The 16,939-nt window shown below is 61.4% G+C and carries 15 protein-coding genes; 13 read left to right on the plus strand and 2 right to left on the minus strand.

What is annotated here, in order from left to right; translation table 11 throughout:
- Positions 1-69 precede the first annotated feature (69 nt).
- Positions 70-828, minus strand: a complete 759-nt coding sequence (locus LOY28_RS00750; RefSeq protein WP_018929390.1) for a slipin family protein — start codon at positions 826-828, stop codon at positions 70-72.
- A 2-nt stretch (positions 829-830) separates the two neighbouring features.
- A complete protein-coding gene (locus LOY28_RS00755; protein ID WP_258612929.1) occupies positions 831-1,364 on the minus strand; it encodes an NfeD family protein in 534 nt (177 codons plus the stop codon).
- Between the two features lie 214 nt (positions 1,365-1,578).
- On the opposite strand from LOY28_RS00755, the gene LOY28_RS00760 reads away from it, so the two are divergent.
- From LOY28_RS00760 to pgaD, 13 genes are all read left to right on the plus strand, one after another.
- Positions 1,579-2,046, plus strand: coding sequence for an aminoacyl-tRNA deacylase (locus LOY28_RS00760; RefSeq protein WP_018929388.1), 468 nt, complete (start codon positions 1,579-1,581; stop codon positions 2,044-2,046).
- Between the two features lie 135 nt (positions 2,047-2,181).
- A complete protein-coding gene (locus tag LOY28_RS00765; protein ID WP_018929387.1) occupies positions 2,182-2,427 on the plus strand; it encodes a DUF2789 domain-containing protein in 246 nt (81 codons plus the stop codon).
- A gap of 215 nt (positions 2,428-2,642) precedes the next feature.
- Positions 2,643-3,071, plus strand: a complete 429-nt coding sequence (locus tag LOY28_RS00770) for a MarR family winged helix-turn-helix transcriptional regulator (RefSeq protein ID WP_258612930.1) — start codon at positions 2,643-2,645, stop codon at positions 3,069-3,071.
- On the plus strand, positions 3,068-5,140 hold the full coding sequence (locus tag LOY28_RS00775) for an FUSC family protein (protein WP_258612931.1): 2,073 nt from the start codon (positions 3,068-3,070) through the stop codon (positions 5,138-5,140). The genes LOY28_RS00770 and LOY28_RS00775 overlap by 4 nt, the downstream gene beginning before the upstream one ends.
- Positions 5,137-5,346 carry a DUF1656 domain-containing protein gene (locus tag LOY28_RS00780; protein WP_018929385.1) on the plus strand — a complete coding sequence of 70 codons (210 nt, stop codon included), beginning with the start codon at positions 5,137-5,139 and terminating at the stop codon, positions 5,344-5,346. Before LOY28_RS00775 ends, LOY28_RS00780 begins: the two co-directional genes overlap by 4 nt.
- Positions 5,343-6,230, plus strand: a complete 888-nt coding sequence (locus LOY28_RS00785) for an HlyD family secretion protein (RefSeq protein ID WP_064615762.1) — start codon at positions 5,343-5,345, stop codon at positions 6,228-6,230. The genes LOY28_RS00780 and LOY28_RS00785 overlap by 4 nt, the downstream gene beginning before the upstream one ends.
- Complete coding sequence (locus LOY28_RS00790; RefSeq protein WP_064615764.1) at positions 6,227-7,675, plus strand: efflux transporter outer membrane subunit; 1,449 nt, start codon at positions 6,227-6,229, stop codon at positions 7,673-7,675. The genes LOY28_RS00785 and LOY28_RS00790 overlap by 4 nt, the downstream gene beginning before the upstream one ends.
- 81 nt (positions 7,676-7,756) lie before the next feature.
- Positions 7,757-8,392 carry a hypothetical protein gene (locus LOY28_RS00795; RefSeq protein ID WP_019651562.1) on the plus strand — a complete coding sequence of 212 codons (636 nt, stop codon included), beginning with the start codon at positions 7,757-7,759 and terminating at the stop codon, positions 8,390-8,392.
- Between the two features lie 235 nt (positions 8,393-8,627).
- Entirely contained in the window at positions 8,628-10,139 is a 1,512-nt protein-coding gene (locus tag LOY28_RS00800) for a YdgA family protein (RefSeq protein WP_086944190.1), read from the plus strand.
- A 366-nt stretch (positions 10,140-10,505) separates the two neighbouring features.
- On the plus strand, positions 10,506-12,986 hold the full coding sequence (pgaA, locus tag LOY28_RS00805; protein ID WP_258612932.1) for a poly-beta-1,6 N-acetyl-D-glucosamine export porin PgaA: 2,481 nt from the start codon (positions 10,506-10,508) through the stop codon (positions 12,984-12,986).
- Positions 12,987-12,998: 12 nt separating this feature from the next.
- Positions 12,999-14,996: a poly-beta-1,6-N-acetyl-D-glucosamine N-deacetylase PgaB gene (gene pgaB, locus LOY28_RS00810; protein WP_064615770.1), complete on the plus strand. Its 1,998-nt coding sequence runs from the start codon at positions 12,999-13,001 to the stop codon at positions 14,994-14,996.
- A gap of 1 nt (position 14,997) precedes the next feature.
- On the plus strand, positions 14,998-16,353 hold the full coding sequence (pgaC, locus tag LOY28_RS00815; RefSeq protein ID WP_018929378.1) for a poly-beta-1,6-N-acetyl-D-glucosamine synthase: 1,356 nt from the start codon (positions 14,998-15,000) through the stop codon (positions 16,351-16,353).
- Positions 16,350-16,877 carry a poly-beta-1,6-N-acetyl-D-glucosamine biosynthesis protein PgaD gene (gene pgaD, locus LOY28_RS00820; protein WP_258612933.1) on the plus strand — a complete coding sequence of 176 codons (528 nt, stop codon included), beginning with the start codon at positions 16,350-16,352 and terminating at the stop codon, positions 16,875-16,877. Before pgaC ends, pgaD begins: the two co-directional genes overlap by 4 nt.
- The last annotated feature ends 62 nt before the right edge of the window (positions 16,878-16,939 follow it).

Below are 16,939 nucleotides of genomic sequence, written 5' to 3' on the forward strand. Positions count from 1 at the left end.
AGTCGCAGATGTTGGGGCCGCTTCGCGACCCAGCGGGAGCAAGCTCCCTCGCCACAGGTTATCGGTGGATCAGGATTTTGACGACAAATCCGCCATCCCCTTGAGCAATTCGATCGGCAGCGGGAAGACGATGGTCGAACTCTTGTCACCGGCAATCGAACTCAGCGTCTGCATGTAGCGCAACTGCATGGCCCCCGGCTGACGCCCGAGCATTTCGGCAGCCTGCATGAGTTTTTCCGAGGCCTGCAATTCGCCTTCGGCGTGGATCACCTTGGCCCGACGTTCCCGTTCCGCTTCGGCCTGTTTGGCGATGGCGCGAATCATCGATTCGTTGAGGTCCACGTGCTTGATCTCGACCGTGGCCACCTTGATGCCCCAGGCATCGGTCTGGGCATCGAGCACTTGCTGGACGTCGACGTTCAGCCGTTCCCGTTCGGCCAGCAATTCATCGAGTTCATGTTTACCGAGCACCGCCCGCAACGTGGTCTGGGCCAGTTGGCTGGTGGCCATGAGAAAGTCCTCGACCTGAATGATCGCCCGTTGCGGATCGAGCACGCGGAAATACAGCACTGCATTGACCTTGACCGAGACGTTGTCGCGGGTGATCACGTCTTGTGGCGGTATGTCGAGCACCACGGTCCGCAGGTCGACACGAACCATTTGTTGAACCGCCGGAATCAGCAGGATCAGACCCGGGCCCTTGACCTGCCAGAAGCGTCCGAGCTGGAACACCACGCCGCGTTCGTATTCGCGCAGAATGCGGAAAGTCGACCCCGCCAGTGCAATCAGCAATAACAGCAGCGCGGCAAAACCCAATTGCAGACCCATGACTATTCTCCACCCGGTGCCGCGTCAGTCGCGGCCACTTGCAGCAGTAGACCCTTGCGTGCCACCACCCGGACCTGTTGTCCCGGTTTCAGTGGTGTGGCACTCATGACTTGCCATTGTTCGCCTTGCAGGTGCACCCAGCCGACATAATCGTTGCCAGCCTGCAACGACGTTATCGGCGTCACGCTGCCCAGCAATTCGGCGTCGCCACTGAAGTTGCGGCGCGGTCGGGTTTTCAAGGCGCGGATCAGCAGGAAAATCAGCAGCAGTGCGCTGATCAGCCCCAGGCCGATGATCAAGGGAACAGGCACTTCGGCATCGGTCAGAATCAGTGCGCCGATCACGAACATCACAATGCCGCCAAAACCGACCACGCCGAAATTGGGCAATGCCGCCTCGGCGATCATAAACGCGATGCCAAAGGTGATCAGCCAGATCCCGATCGGGTCGGGAACCAGCACAACAACGGTGTCCGCTGCGAAAACCGGTCCGCTCAGGGCCAACAGCAGCGCAATTACACAGCAACGAATGTTCACTTGACCCTCCGGGAGAGTCATCCGTCCGCGAGCCGTTCGTGGCTCTGTGTACAAGTCTAGTTGAGCCTGTGGCTGTATGAATTTTGACCAGTTGTTGACCGCCTCCGACGGGCGGATTTCCCGCCGGATTCCACCCGCGGGCCTAGACTTTTAATGGAGAGAAAAAATTCTAACCATCGTCCGCCATTCGTTGTTGCGGACACCGAGGTGCATCATGCGTATGGCAAAAACCGTGCAGACCAGCCTGGACAAGGCGCACTGCGAATATGACATCGTTTCCCATCCGCACTCGGCCAGCAGCCTTGAAACGGCGCGGCTCGCAGGCATTCCTGCTGAACGGGTGGCCAAATCGGTGATCCTCGACGATCGCCACGGGCATTACTTGATGGCCGTACTGCCCGCCAGCCGTCACCTGGACCTGAGCAAAGTCCGTGGCAGCAGCGAATGGCAAGTCACCCGGGAAAGCAACCTGCCGCACCTGTTCGACGATTGCGAACGCGGCGCTGTGCCTGCATTGGGCGAATCCTATGGCCTGGACATGGTCATCGACCCATTGCTGACCCGGCAGCAAGACATCTACCTCGAAGCCGGCAACCACAACAACCTGGTACACATGAGCGTGCCTGAATATCTGAAAATGGTGCCGCATGCCGAGGTCTGCGAGTTGAGTCTGTCGGCCTAGTGTCGACATAACTGCCGTCATCGCGGGCAAGCCTCGCTCCTACATTCGACCGCGCGTCCCTGTAGGAGCGAGGCTTGCCCGCGAATGGCCGCGCCACAGTCACCCATCCAATACGCGATCACAAAGGAGCCCCACATGGAATCCCCCACCCACAGCCTCCCGGCCCTGTTCAAACAACTCGGCCTGCCTGACGACCCCGAAAGCATTGATAAATTCATCGCTACCCACTCGCCGCTCAAACCCGAACTGCACCTGGCGGACGCATTCTTCTGGAGCGAGAGCCAGGCAGAGTTGCTGCGTGAGGAAATTCTGGATGACGCGGATTGGGCGGAGGTGGTGGATCAGCTGGATGTAATGCTGAGGAAGGGGCGGGGGGTGTAAAAAAATCTGGAGAAAAATGGCGAAATGTAAAAAAAACTGGTGAGTGGTAAAAAAAACTGGGCAGAAACTGAGTTTGTTAGCTTTTTCCGCGTCTGGCCGTTGCTCGCCAATTTGTTTCAAAACTTGACCAACTTTCCCCTCGAATGCCATATTGATAGTTAGCAAACTAACAGTGTGTGCATTCCCTCGTGCCAAAGAACCTCGCCGCTCTCCAGATGAACATCAGCAGCTCCATGGTGGTGGCCGCCAGGCATTGGCGGAAGATCTGCCAGACCACGCTGGTCAACTATGGAATCTCCGAAGCCTGCGCCGTCCCGCTGTTGATGATCGGGCGTTTGGGCGAGGGTGTGCGGCAGGTGACGGTCGCGCAGGCGGCGGGGATGGAGAGCCCGTCTCTGGTGCGGCTGCTGGATCAGTTGTGTCATGCCGGTTACGTCTGCCGTACCGAAGACGCTCATGACCGGCGCGCCAAATGCCTGAGCCTGACCGCGACCGGTCGCGAGTTGGTGCAGGCGGTCGAAGCTGAGTTGGTGCGATTGCGCCAGGACGTGCTCGAAGGCATCGACCAGAGTGATCTGGAAGCGGCACTGCGGGTACTCAAAGCCTTCGAAGCGGCCAATCATCTACCGGTGGTTCAGCCTTGAGCGTTTTTTTCACCGGCGTGCCCCCGGCGCGGGACTGGTTCTACGGTGTGCGCACGTTTGCGGCCTCGATGATTGCGCTGTACATCGCCATGCTCATGCAAATGCCACGTCCGTATTGGGCGATGGCCACGGTGTACATCGTTTCCAGCCCGTTCCTCGGCCCTACCAGCTCCAAGGCGTTGTACCGCGCGGCGGGTACCTTGCTCGGTGCCGCGGCGGCGGTGTTGTTTGTGCCGATGTTCGTTCAGAGCCCTTATGTGCTGGTGGTGGTCATCGCGCTGTGGACCGGGATTTTGCTGTTCCTGTCCTTGCACCTGCGTACCGCCAACAACTACGCCTTGATGCTCGCCGGTTACACCTTGCCGCTGATCGCCTTGCCGGTGGTGGCTAACCCTTTGGCGGTGTGGGACGTGGCCGAGGCGCGGACCGAAGAGATCTTTCTCGGCATCGCCTGCGCGGCGGTCGTCGGCGCCATGTTCTGGCCACGGCGGCTGGCGCCGGTGTTCAACGACTCGGTGAACAAATGGTTTGCCGATGCCTCAACCTACAGCCTGCGTTTCCTTAGCCGCAATGTGCAGCCGGAGGAAGTCAGCGCCTTGCGTTCATCGATGGTGGCGAACTTCAACAGCCTGGAATTGATGATCGGTCAGCTGCCGCACGAGGGCGCGCGAGCGCAAACGGTGCGCAACACCAAGGAGCTGCGCGGGCGGATGATCCATCTGTTGCCGGTGATCGACGCCCTCGACGATGCGCTTTATGCCCTCGAGCGGCGCACGCCGGAGCTTGTGGATAAGTTCGCGCCACTGCTGATCGCAACCAGCGAATGGCTTGACCACAAAGACGCTGATCTCGACCGCTGGCAGGCCCTGAAAAACCGGCTCGAAGCGCTGCAGCCAAGTGCCGAGGCGCTGGACGATCGCAAGCAGTTGCTGTTTTCCAACGCGCTGTATCGCCTCGGCGAGTGGATCGACCTGTGGCAAGACTGTCGCAGCCTGCAATACGCCATTCAGTGCGAGAGTCAGGACAACTGGCGCGCGGTGTATCGGCACTGGCGCCTGGGGCGACTGTCACCGTTTCTCGACCGTGGCTTGATGCTCTATTCGGCGGCTTCTACGGTCACCGCGATCATCGTCGCCTCGGTGCTGTGGATTCTGCTCGGCTGGACCGACGGCGGCAGCGCGGTGATCCTGGCGGCGGTGGCGTGCAGTTTCTTTGCGTCGATGGACGACCCGGCGCCGCAGATCTACCGGTTCTTTTTCTGGACCGCGATGTCGGTGCTGTTCGCCGGCCTTTATCTGTTTCTGATCCTGCCGAACCTGCATGACTTCCCGATGCTGGTGCTGGCGTTCGCCATACCGTTCATTTGCGTCGGCACCCTGACAGTGCAGCCGCGTTTTTATCTGGGGATGTTGCTGACCATCGTCAACACCTCGTCCTTCATCAGCATTCAGGGCGCCTACGACGCGGATTTTCTCAGTTTCACCAACTCCAACCTGGCCGGGCCCATGGGTTTGCTGTTCGCGTTCATCTGGACCCTGATAGCCCGGCCATTCGGTGCGGAACTGGCGGCCAAGCGCCTGACCCGTTTCAGCTGGCGCGACATCGTCGGCCTGACCGAGCCGGCCACGCTGGCCGAACACCGACACATGGGCGTGCAGATGCTTGATCGCCTGATGCAGCATTTGCCGCGACTGGCCATGACCGGCCAGGACACCGGCATCGCCCTGCGCGAAGTGCGCGTGGCCCTGAATCTGCTGGACCTGCTCGCCTATTCGCCGCGAGTGCCCGGTGCGCCGCAAACGCTGCTGCGCCAGGTGGTGGCTGAAGTCGGCGAGTACTTCAAGGCCTGCCTCAAGGCCGGTGAACGTCTGCCCGCGCCTGGCCCGTTGCTGATGACCCTCGATCGCACCCGCCGCGCCCTCGGCGGCCAAGGTGATCACGAAACCCGTCTGCATTTGCTGCACGCCTTGAGCGGCCTGCGTCTGGCGCTGTTGCCGGGCGTCGAGTTTGTCGGCACGGGCGAACTCGAGGAACCGCTTCCCCATGGCATCGATGGAGCGCCTTTATGATCGGTGATCTGGATATCAGCGGGGTGTTCCTGCCCACGCTGCTGGTGCTGATGGGCATTACCTACGTGTTGTTCCTGTTGGTGCACGGGGTGCTGACGCGCCTGCACTTTTACCGTCTGGTCTGGCACCGGGCATTGTTCAACGTGGCTCTCTACGCTGTGCTGCTCGGCGCTGTGGATTCACTCAGTCGATACCTGATGACATGAAAAAACCTTTATTGACCCTCGGCCGTGTGGTCCTGACGTTGTTGATCGTGACCTTCGCGATTGTCGTGGTCTGGCGCATGGTCATGTATTACATGTTCGCGCCCTGGACCCGGGACGGGCACATCCGTGCCGACATCGTGCAGATTGCCCCGGATGTATCGGGGCTGATCCAGCAAGTGGAGGTGCGCGACAACCAGTGGGTGAAACGCGGCCAGGTGCTGTTCAGCATCGATCAGGACCGCTTCAAGCTGGCCCTGCGCCAAGCCAAAGCGGCGGTCGCCGATCGTCAGGAAACCTTGGCCCAGGCCCAGCGCGAGGCCAAGCGTAACCGTGGCTTGGGCAATCTGGTCCCGGCCGAGCAACTGGAAGAAAGCCAGTCCCGGGTGGCGCGCGCCGAAGTGGCGTTGATGGAAGCGCAAGTAACGGTGGACAGCGCCCAGCTCAACCTTGACCGCTCGGTGATCCGCAGCCCGGTGGATGGCTACGTCAACGACCGGGCGCCACGCTCCCAGGAGTTCGTCAGCGCCGGGCGGCCAGTGTTGTCGGTGGTGGACAGTAACTCCTTCCATATCGACGGCTATTTCGAAGAAACCAAACTGGACGGCATTCATGTCGGCCAGAGCGTTGATATTCGGGTGATCGGCGACCGTGCGCGCCTGCGCGGGCATGTCGAAAGCATCGTCGCCGGCATCGAAGACCGTGACCGCAGCAGCGGCAGCAACCTGTTGCCCAACGTCAACCCGGCGTTCAGTTGGGTGCGGCTGGCCCAGCGGATTCCGGTGCGAATCGCTTTCGATGAGGTGCCGGAAGATTTCCGCATGATTGCCGGGCGTACGGCCACCGTGTCGATCATCGACGATCAAATCGGGGGGCCGGCGAAATGAGCAGGGCCTCGGGTTTGGCGGTTGCCGGATTGGGCTTGTTGCTGTCGGCCTGTCAGGTAGTGGGGCCGGATTATCACTTGCCGGACGAGGCCGCCGTGCACCGTGAAGACTTTCAGGGCGACCTGGCGGTGAACGGCAAACATGTCGTCTCGGCACCGGTGCCCGCCGATTGGTGGCGGTTGTATCAGGATCCGCGTCTGGACCAATTGGTGCAGCAGGCCATGGCCTCCAACACCGATTTGCGGGTGGCGGCGGCGAATCTTTCGCGGGCTCGCGCTCAGGTCGACGAAGCGCAGGCGGCGGGCGGTTGGAGCGGCGGCGTGAAGGTCGGCGCCCAGCGTTTGCAGGAGTCCGGCGAAGCGTTCTTGATACCGGAAAAAGTGCCCGTGGCCAACGTCGGCGATATCGGCATCACGACCTCGTATCAGTTCGACTTGTTCGGCACCTTGCAGCGCGGCATCGAAGCGGCCAAGGCCAATGCCGATGCGACCCAGGCGGCAGCGGACACCGCGCGCATCACCCTGGTGGCCGATGTGGTGCGGGCTTACACCCAGGTTTGTGCGGCCAACGAAGAGCGGGAGATCGCACAGCATTCCCTCGACCTGCAAGCCCAGAGCACCTCCCTGACCCAGCGCTTGCGCGATGCCGGACGCGGCGATGAAACCCAGGTCACCCGTTCGCAAACCCAATTCAAATCCTTGCGCGCCGAATTGCCGCGTTATGAAGCCGCACGTCAGGCCGGGTTGTTCCGCTTGTCGATGCTGCTGGCCAAACCGGTCGAGCAACTGCCGGCGGGCACCAGTGACTGCGCCGAGCTGCCGAAAGTTACCCAATTGTTGCCGGTGGGTGACGGCGCCACTCTGCTCAAACGCCGACCAGACGTGCGCCAGGCCGAGCGCAAGTTGGCGGCGGCCACCGCCGGCATCGGCATTGCCACCGGCGAGTTGTACCCGGACATCAGCATCGGCGCGACCGTGGGCACGGTCGGCACCCTGGAAAACCTTGGCAAACCGTCGACCAATCGCTGGGGCTTCGGTCCGTTGCTGACCTGGACCGTACCGTCCAACGGCTCCCGCGCGCGAATCCGTGAGGCCGAGTTCGCAACTCAAGGCGCGCTGGCGCATTTCGATGGCGTGGTGCTCAACGCCATCCGCGAGACTCAGACCGGCCTGGCGCAATATTCCGCGCAACTTCAGCGTCGCGATGCGTTGGCGGACGCCGAACAGTCGGCGCAATTGGCGGCAGACCAGACCCACCGCTTCTTCCAGGCCGGTCGCGCGTCGTTCCTGGCGGACTTGCAAGCCACCCGCACCTACACCGATGCACGGGCGCAACTGGCCTCGGCCAACACCCAGGTCGCCATGAGCCAGATCGATTTGTTCCTCGCCTTGGGCGGCGGCTGGGAAAGCGGACGAACGCAAGGCTCACAACCCGGCAAACCCTGAGGCCGTTGCTATGCTTTGATTTGATGGGGGCGCGCGGCGAACCCGTCGATCAAGGCTTGCGTTGGTCATGGGGATCTAATAATGAAAAACCCTTACGCTCCCGGCTTCTGGTGCGCCATTGCGGCATTGGTTTTGCTGTCGGCCACCTATTTCTATGGCGTCATGCTGGCCCACCAGATCGACAAGGCGCTGATCTTCCTCGACAGCGCGGCGGCACTGATCGCCGTGATGGCCATCGTGGTGGTCGCCTGGGCTTCGCTCCAGAACCAGCGCATCAAGAAACGACAACTCGAACAAGGCAAAACCCTAGTACTGATCTGGGACACCAAGGTGGCGTTGCGTCGGGTAGAAACGGTGTTCGACCGATATTTCTGGGGCAGTTACTGGCAACCGGGGCGCACGTTTCAGGAAGTCATGGGCGAACTGACCGGCACGCCGCTGGAAAAAAGCCTCGAAACCTTGAAGAAGCAATGCCAGGCGCTGGACAAGCAAGTGGCCGACGAGGGCTGGCACTGGCTCAACAATGCCCGAGAACTGTCCGATGTCGCCAACGCCATGGCCCGCGAACGCTATCAACTGGATTTCTGTGACCCACGCGCGGAGGTAACTGGCGGGGCGGTGATCAATCGGGATTTTGAAGTGCTGGTGTATACGTGGACCGCGCGGCTAAAAAGTTTTGATCATCAGCTTGATGAGATCGAGGTTCAGTATTCGTAAGGTTGTATTGGCAGGGCTGCTCGCGAAGGCGATTGAACGATCGCCGAAACTCTCCCCTGCCAGTTGTCCACAGGCAGCCGCATCCCATGGACACTCTTTCACCTTTAATCATTGGGCCGTCCCACGGCGCAAATGCTAATCTCCTCGCCACTTTCAGCGCAGTCGTGACCGCGACCCGTTATGGGTTCAGGGAAGACGACCAGACTTTCAACAATGGACATTGATCGGGTACTTCATGAATAAATCAGCAGGCGTGCTTCTAGGAATTGTCGTGGCCATCGGTGCAATCAGCGCGGGCGGCGCCTGGTACACCGGCAGCAAACTCGATGGGGTGCTGAACAGCTCGATCGCCGACGCCAACAAAGAACTGCAAGCCGCGCTGGCAGGCTCCAACGGCACGGCGTCGCTGGAGCTGGTGTCGCTGGAGCGTCATGTGTTCAGCAGCACCGCGCACTACCGCCTCAAGGGCGAGGGCGAGATGTTTGGTGAGGCGCCGGTGGAGATGCTGTTCGTCGACCGCATCGAACACGGCCCGCTGCCGTTCTCGCGCCTGGTATCGTTCAAGTGGTTGCCAGTCCTGGCCACCAGTCACTATGAGCTGGAAAAAACCCCGCTGACCGAAAAGTGGTTCGCCGCCGCCAAGGACAAATCCCCGGTCAAGGGTGTGGTCAACATCGGCTACGACAACTCCACCAAGGGCTCGCTCGAATTCCTGCCGCTGGAAGCGGCACTGGATGACAAGTCCAACCTGACGTTCTCCGGGTTGAAACTCGACGTGGCCGCCAGCGCCCAGGCGCAAAAGGTCAAGGCCGACGGTTACATGGACAGCCTGAAGCTGACCACTGTGGCTGAAGACCAGACGCCGGTGCAGGTCGAGCTCAACGGCTTGACCCTGGCCAGTAACCTGAACAAAAGCACCTACGGCTATTACGTCGGTGACAACACCCTCGAGCTGACAAACAGCAAAACCACCTTTGGCCCCAAGCAATCGGTACTCGGTTTCAAGAACTTTGAAATGAAGAACCAGACCGGGGAATCAGGCACCAACGCTTCGGGGCGTGCCGATTACAAGGTCGGTGAAGTGTCCTTGAACGGCAAGGTTATCGGCTCTGCGCAGATGGCCATGAGCCTGAAAAACCTCGACATCCCGTCGACGATGTCGCTGATGCAGATCTACCAGACCAAACTGCAACCGTACGAGCGGGCCGCCGCCGAAGCCACTGCCGCCGGTCTGCCGGCGCCGCCGCTGAACCTGACCCCGGCCGAAGAGGCACAGGTCAAGACCGGTCTGGAGAAACTGCTGGCCGCAGGTCCCCAGGTGGCCCTGGAAAACCTGTCGTTCAACACCAGCAACGGCGAAAGCCGCGCCAACCTGGTGCTGGACCTGACCAAACCGCAATCCATGGACCTGCCGCCGGACCAATTGGTCAAGCAGTTGATCGCGTTGCTGGAATTCAACGTACTGGTGTCCAAGCCAATGCTCATTGATTTGCTCACCGTACAGTCGCAAATCGACGGCCAGACCGATGCCAAGCTCATCGCCGATCAGGCGAGCGCAACCGCCGACATGTTCAGCAGCATGGCAGTCGGTACGCAACTGGCAAAACTGGACGGTAATAACGTCGTCACCAAGTTGCATTACGCCAACAATCAGGTGGACTTCAACGGCCAGAAAATGACCCTCGAAGAGTTTGTCGGTTTTGTGATGAGTAAGCTCGGCGGCACTGGCGACGTCACCATCCAGTAAAACCGCAGGCTTCAGCGCAACGCCCGGCCTCTGCAGCACGCAGACGCCGGGCGTTTTGCTGTCTGGGGTTCCTGTGGCGAGGGGGCTTGCCCCCGTTGGGCCGCGAAGCAGCCCCAAAAACTCTGATGCACCAAAGATTTTGTGAGTGCTACGCATTGAAACGGTGCGGTGCGGCGTTCCGACAAGCCCCCTCGCTACAGGTTTCGCACTCTCACGAATCTGAAGAAATATTGTGTCTTGAATTATTGACTACGCTTGCATGCAAGACTGTTTCGATAAAGCTTGGCCGGGTCTTTCGATCCGGCTTTCCGTCACAAGTGGGCAAGGGGCATTGCGACCCGGCTGGCCATGTAAGGATGCTGACGAATGCCGCGTATTGCTGGTCCCTTTATTCACCGTGGGCTGCGCCCCTTGTTTCGCGTTGCGCTGTGCGGCCAATTGTTGTGGCCGGTGCTGGCGCTCGCCGATACCCCTTACGATCAAATGGTTCGCGATGCGCGGGCCGGCAACTACACGCCTGCGCTGACGGTGTTGCGTCAGGTGCCGGTAAGCCAGGCCTCCACTGGCCAGATCAGCGATCACTTGCAGATCGCCAGTTGGGCCGGTCTGGATGCCGAAGTGGTACAGGTCTATGAAACCCAGGGACGTGATCGAGCGTTGCCAGTCCAGGCCCTGACTGCCACCGCGCGGGCTTATCGCAACCTCAAGCGTTGGGACTCGGCGACCCAGGTGTACAACAAGGCCCTGGCCCTTGAACCGCAAAATGCCGACCTGCAGCTGGGCCTGGCGATGACCCAGGCCGACGCCGGTAAACCTGACGAGGCGGTTGCCCGCGCCAGGGCTCTGGTGGCGGCGAAACCGGATGATCCTGGCCGCCGTCTGGCTTTGGCCTACGCCTTGACTCGCGCCGGTGCCACTTACGATGCGTTGTTTGAATACGACCAGGCCTTCACCCGCGCCGGCAGCAAACCCGAAGTCGCTCGGGAATACGTGATTGCCCTGCAACGCGCTCGTTTGCCGGAGCCGGCCTTGCGCCTGGTGCGTCAGCGGCCGGGGTTGATTGATCCGGTCACGCAACGCCGTCTCGAAGGCGACCTGGCCGCCGAACGCGTGCGCCTGGCCGAACTCGCCACCCGCAGCGAAAAAGAACGTTATGTGATCGCCGATCGGGCCCTGGCCGATTACGACCAGTTACTGGCGACCTGGACGCCGGACCCTGCGGCCCACGATGACGTCATCCGCTGGCGAATCGACCGCATGGGCGCCCTCAAGGCCCGTGCACGCACCGCCGATGTGATCACCGAATACCAGAAACTGCTCGCCGAAGGCGTGAAGATTCCGACCTATGCCCTGCGTTGGGTGGCGTCGTCCTATCTGGATCAGCGTCAGCCGGAAATCGCCACCGATTTGTATCGCCAGGTGCTGGTGGCGCCGGATGCCGATGTCGGCGATCGCCTGGAAGACAGCACCGCGCTCTATTACTCCCTGCTCGAAAGCGACAAGGCCGATGATGCGCGCAAGGTCGCCGAGGACCTGGCCAAGACCCAAAAGCCACGGGTCGAGCTCAAGGGCTTGCCGGTGGGCAACCCCAACGATGAATGGATGGACGCGCAGCAACTCGCCGCCCAGGCCGGCACCTACGGCGCCGACCTGCCATCGGGCGAGCAGCGTTTACAGGCGTTGGTGGATCAGGCGCCGGGCAACATCGGCCTGCGCCTGGCCCAGGCCGATCTGTACCTGGCCCGGGACTGGCCACGACGCGCCGAGAATCAGCTCAAGGAAACCGAGAGCATGGCCCCGCGGGATATCGGGCTGGAAGTCGCTCAGGGCCACACTGCCATGGACCTGCAGGAATGGCGGCAGATGGATGCGCTGACCGACGATGTGGTCGCGCGTTTTCCGGACAACCGTCAGGTGCAGCGTTTGCAGCGTCAGCGTGCGGTCCATGATATGGCCGAGCTGCGAGTGCAGGCCTACGGCGGCAAGAGTTATGGCGGCGGCAACGGCGATGTCGGGGCGGTCAACGGCAGCCGCGATTTCGGCATCGAAACCACGCTGTACAGCCCGCCCATCGATGAGGACTGGCGCCTGTTCGCCGGTGCCGGCTACGCCACTGGCGATTTCCAGGAAGGCACTGGTCACCATCGCTTCCAGCGTGTCGGGCTCGAACGCCGGACCCGTGACATGTCCCTGGAAGCGGAAGTTTCCAACCATTCCTACGGCTTTGGCGATAAACAGGGCGCGCGCCTGGCGATTGCCCGAGACATCGACGATCACTGGCAGTACGGCGGCAGCCTCGAATACCTGTCGGCACAAACGCCGTTGCGAGCGTTGAACAGCGACATCACGGCCAACGGCGGCAGCGGTTTTATCCGCTGGCGCGCCAATGAAAGCCGTGAGTGGAGACTGGCGGTCAGCCCCTCGCACTTCAGCGACGGCAACAACCGTGTCGAAGCGATGCTCACCGGTCGCGAGGGCGTTTATCGCGCGCCGGGGCTGCAAGTCGACCTCGGCCTGGAAGTCGGCAGCAGCCATAACTCCAAGTCCGACGACGTGCCGTACTTCAACCCCAAATCCGACTTAAGCGTGCTGCCGACGGTGAACGTCAATCACGTGCTCTACCACCGCTACGAAACCTCCTGGAGCCAGCAGTTCCAGGCCGGTGCGGGCACTTACAGCCAGCGCGATCACGGCACCGGCGGTATCGCCCTGCTGGGCTACGGCCAGCGCTACAGCTGGAACGACGTATTCGAGGTGGGCGGCCTGCTGAGCGTGATCAACCGGCCATTTGACGGTGACCGGGAAACCGATCTGCGCCTGCTCGTCGACCTTACTTACCGCTTCTAGAAGAGTTTGAAGATGCCTTTTATTTCGCGTTTCATCCTCCTGCTGGGAGTGCTGTTGATCAGCGCCTGTGCCCAGCAAGCTCCGACCTTCGTACCGCCGTCCGAACGTACAGTGTCGGCCAATGAAAAGCCGTGGCCGAAAAACCATGTATTGGGGATCGCTTACCACGATGTCGAAGACCGCGACCCCGATCAGGCGGTGGTGGCCGTGCGCACCGAGCGCATGATCGAGCAACTGGCATGGTTGCGGGAGAACAACTACCAACCGGTCACCGTTGACCAGATCATCGCCGCTCGCAATGGCGGCCCTGAATTGCCGCCACGGGCGATCCTGCTGAGTTTCGACGACGGCTATTCGAGTTTCTACACCCGCGTGTTGCCGGTGCTGCGTGCCTATAACTGGCACGCCTTGCTGGCGCCGGTCGGGGTGTGGATCGACACGCCGCCGAACCAGCCAGTCGACTTCGCCGGCACACCGCGCAAGCGTTCGGATTTCCTGACCTGGGAGCAGATCCGCGAGATTTCCCGGTCCGGCCTGGTGGAAATCGCCGCCCACACCGACGCCAGCCACAAAGGCGTGTTGGCCAACCCGCAAGGCAACCTGCAGCCGGCGGCCGCGACCCGGCGCTATGACGCCGCCACCGGTCGCTATGAAACCGAAGCCCAATTCCAGGCCCGGATGCGCGCCGACGTAGCGGCCATCTCGGAGAAGATCCGCAAGGTCACTGGTTACAAACCGCGAGTCTGGGTCTGGCCGTACGGCGTGGCGGATGGCACCTCGCTGCAAGTGATCAACGACCAGGGTTATAAGATGGCTCTGACACTGGACGACGGCCTCGATGCCCTCGACAACCTGATGAGCAGCCCGCGCTTTCTGGTGGCCTCGGACCCGGATGGCGAACACTTCGCCAACAGCGTCGTCGCGGTGCAGGCCGAATCGCCGATGCGCGTGGTGCATGTGGACCTGGACAACGTCTACGACCCGGACCCGGCCCAACAGGAAATCAACCTCGGCAAACTGATCCAGCGCATGGCCGACATGGGCGCCAACACGGTGTTCCTGCAAGCCTTCGCCGACCCTGCGGGCGATGGCCTGGTGCATTCGCTGTACTTCCCCAACCGCCACCTGCCGATGCGTGCCGATATCTTTGACCGTGTGGCCTGGCAGCTGCGCACCCGGGCTCACGTCAAAGTTTTCGCGTGGATGCCGGTGCTGAGTTTTGCCCTGGATTCGAAGCTGCCGCGAGTCACTCGCTGGGACCCGAAAACCGGCACTACGTCGATCGATCCGGACCAGTACAAGCGCTTGTCACCGTTCGATCCGAACGTGCGGCGCATCATCGGTGAAATCTACGAAGACGTGGCACGCCTGACCTCGGTCGACGGCATCCTCTATCACGATGACGCGGTGCTGTCGGACTTCGAAGACGCCGGCCCCGAAGCCCTGAAAATCTATGCCGCCAACGGTCTGCCCGGTTCGATTGCCGCCCTGCGCGAGGATCCGGCCACCCTGCAACGCTGGACGCGGTTCAAGAGCCGCTACCTGATCGATTTCACCCATGAGCTGACCGCCAAGGTTCGCGCCATTCGCGGCCCGCAAGTGAAAACGGCACGCAATATTTTCGCCGAGCCGATGCTCAACCCCGAGAGCGAAGCCTGGTTTGCGCAGAATCTCGACGACTTCCTGGGCGCCTACGACTGGACGGCACCGATGGCCATGCCACTGATGGAAAAACAGAGCCATCAGCAATCCGGCCCCTGGCTTGAAGCACTGGTGGCGACGGTCAAATCGCGCCCCGGCGCCCTCGACCGCACGGTGTTCGAATTGCAGGCCCGCGACTGGACGAAAAATAAACACGCCGACATCGACGGCGGGCAGTTGGCTGACTGGATGGGCCGCCTCAAGCGTCAGGGCGCCACCAGTTTCGGCTACTACCCAGACAACTTCCTCGAGAACCAGCCGGACCTGAAAGCCGTGCGGCCGGCGCTCTCCAACAAGTGGAATCCATAACATGCTGGACAGACTTCTGGCCCTATTGGTTCTGGCGATCGTCCTGGGGGTTCCCCTCGGGCTGATCTTTCTGGTCACCGGGCAATTCCTGATGGACTTCGTGTTCTTCTACCCACTGTTCATGTCGGGGCTGTGGATCGCCGGCGGCCTGTATTTCTGGCTGCACTGGGAGCGGCACTGGCCGTGGCAGGACGACACCTTGCCGCCACCATTGGCCGGCGAACCACTGATCTCGATCCTGATCCCTTGCTACAACGAAGGCGACAACGCCGCCGATACCATCCACGCGGCGCTGGCCCAGCATTACCCGAACATCGAAGTGATCGCGATCAACGACGGCTCCAAGGACAACACCGCCGCGGTGCTCGACGCACTGGCGGCGCAGGATCCGCGTTTGCGGGTGCTGCACCTGGCGGAGAACCAGGGCAAGGCGGTTGCCCTGCGCATGGGCGCCATCGCGGCGCGCAGCGAGTACCTGGTGTGCATCGACGGTGACGCGCTGCTGGCGCCGAACACCGCGGCCTATCTGGTGGCGCCGATGCTCGACAACGCGCGACTGGGCGCCGTGACCGGCAACCCGCGAATCCGCACCCGTTCGACCCTGATCGGCCGGGTACAGGTCGGCGAGTTCTCCTCGATCATCGGCCTGATCAAGCGTACCCAGCGGGTGTTCGGGCGGATCTTTACCGTCTCTGGGGTGATCGTCGCCTTCCGTCGTACGGCCCTGAACCGGGTCGGCTACTGGAGCCCGGACATGATCACCGAAGACATCGACATCAGTTGGAAGCTGCAACTGGATCACTGGAGCATTTTCTACGAGCCCCGCGCGTTGTGCTGGATCCTCATGCCGGAAACCCTCGGCGGCCTGTGGAAGCAGCGCCTGCGCTGGGCCCAGGGCGGCGCCGAGGTGTTGTTCAAGAACATCCGGGGCATCTGGCAATACCGCCATCGTTACCTGTGGCCGCTGCTGTTCGAATACTGCCTGTCCACCGGTTGGGCCTTCACCTTCCTGTTGTCGGTGATTTTCTGGGGTGTCGGCAACTTCGTCGAAATGCCGCCCGCCATTGCCGTCCATCACCTGATGCCGCCGGCCTTTACCGGGCTGCTGTTGGCGGTGGTTTGCCTGGTGCAATTCGCGGTCAGCATCATGATCGATCGCCGTTACGAAAAAGGGCTCGGCAGGACCATGTTCTGGGTGGTCTGGTACCCGCTGGTGTTCTGGTTCATCAGCCTGCTCACCACCCTGGTCAGCTTCCCCAAAGTGCTGTTTGGCCAACATCAGAAGCGCGCGCGCTGGGTCAGTCCGGACCGGGGCATCAAGCCGCTGGATGACGATGAAGAGGAGGTCATCAAATGAGAATCATCAGAACCCGGCAGCGGCCATTTTTGGTCGTTCTCGATGTTTTCTTCACCGTGCTGGCCTGGATCGGGCTGCTGTATTTGCTGGCGCGGGGTCTGTGGCCGTTGATCGATACCCATGACGGGCCGCGCATCGATGGGTCGTTTTTCGACGCCCTCGGCACATTGCAGATCTACCTGTGGGTGGCGCTGTTCAACGCGGTGATCCTGATTGGCTGGGCGCGTTATCAACAGCGCAAAAGCAAGAGCTTCGCCCAGCGCCGTTTGCCGGCGCCGGTGGTGGACGATCAGGGGCTGAGCAAAAGCTTCAAGCTCACCGGCGACCGGCTGGAGAAACTGCGCGCACCGGGCTCGATGACCATTCACAACGATCAGGAAGGCGATGTCAGTCACGTCGTTACGCACTTTACCCCGGTCGACCCGTCTCAACTGCCGCCGCCTTTGGCGCCATTGGAACATCCACTCGTGATCCGCCTGCCGGCCGAAGATGATGACAACCGCGAGCCGATAAGCCATCTCTAGGTATATGTTCATCTGTGGCGAGGGAGCTTGCTCCCGCTGGAGGCCGAAGGTCTCCCGATGCC

Origin of the sequence: Pseudomonas sp. B21-017, from assembly GCF_024749245.1 — a bacterium.
Classification (GTDB): domain Bacteria; phylum Pseudomonadota; class Gammaproteobacteria; order Pseudomonadales; family Pseudomonadaceae; genus Aquipseudomonas.

Coding starts and splice junctions, on each gene's coding strand:
- pgaA (WP_258612932.1), top strand. CDS start 10,506: ATGCCGCGTATTGCTGGTCCCTTTATTCACCGTGGGCTGCGCCCCTTG.
- pgaC (WP_018929378.1), top strand. CDS start 14,998: ATGCTGGACAGACTTCTGGCCCTATTGGTTCTGGCGATCGTCCTGGGG.
- pgaB (WP_064615770.1), top strand. CDS start 12,999: ATGCCTTTTATTTCGCGTTTCATCCTCCTGCTGGGAGTGCTGTTGATC.
- LOY28_RS00765 (WP_018929387.1), top strand. CDS start 2,182: ATGGAATCCCCCACCCACAGCCTCCCGGCCCTGTTCAAACAACTCGGC.
- LOY28_RS00750 (WP_018929390.1), bottom strand. CDS start 828: ATGGGTCTGCAATTGGGTTTTGCCGCGCTGCTGTTATTGCTGATTGCA.
- LOY28_RS00760 (WP_018929388.1), top strand. CDS start 1,579: ATGCGTATGGCAAAAACCGTGCAGACCAGCCTGGACAAGGCGCACTGC.
- pgaD (WP_258612933.1), top strand. CDS start 16,350: ATGAGAATCATCAGAACCCGGCAGCGGCCATTTTTGGTCGTTCTCGAT.
- LOY28_RS00790 (WP_064615764.1), top strand. CDS start 6,227: ATGAGCAGGGCCTCGGGTTTGGCGGTTGCCGGATTGGGCTTGTTGCTG.
- LOY28_RS00780 (WP_018929385.1), top strand. CDS start 5,137: ATGATCGGTGATCTGGATATCAGCGGGGTGTTCCTGCCCACGCTGCTG.
- LOY28_RS00770 (WP_258612930.1), top strand. CDS start 2,643: ATGAACATCAGCAGCTCCATGGTGGTGGCCGCCAGGCATTGGCGGAAG.
- LOY28_RS00800 (WP_086944190.1), top strand. CDS start 8,628: ATGAATAAATCAGCAGGCGTGCTTCTAGGAATTGTCGTGGCCATCGGT.
- LOY28_RS00785 (WP_064615762.1), top strand. CDS start 5,343: ATGAAAAAACCTTTATTGACCCTCGGCCGTGTGGTCCTGACGTTGTTG.
- LOY28_RS00795 (WP_019651562.1), top strand. CDS start 7,757: ATGAAAAACCCTTACGCTCCCGGCTTCTGGTGCGCCATTGCGGCATTG.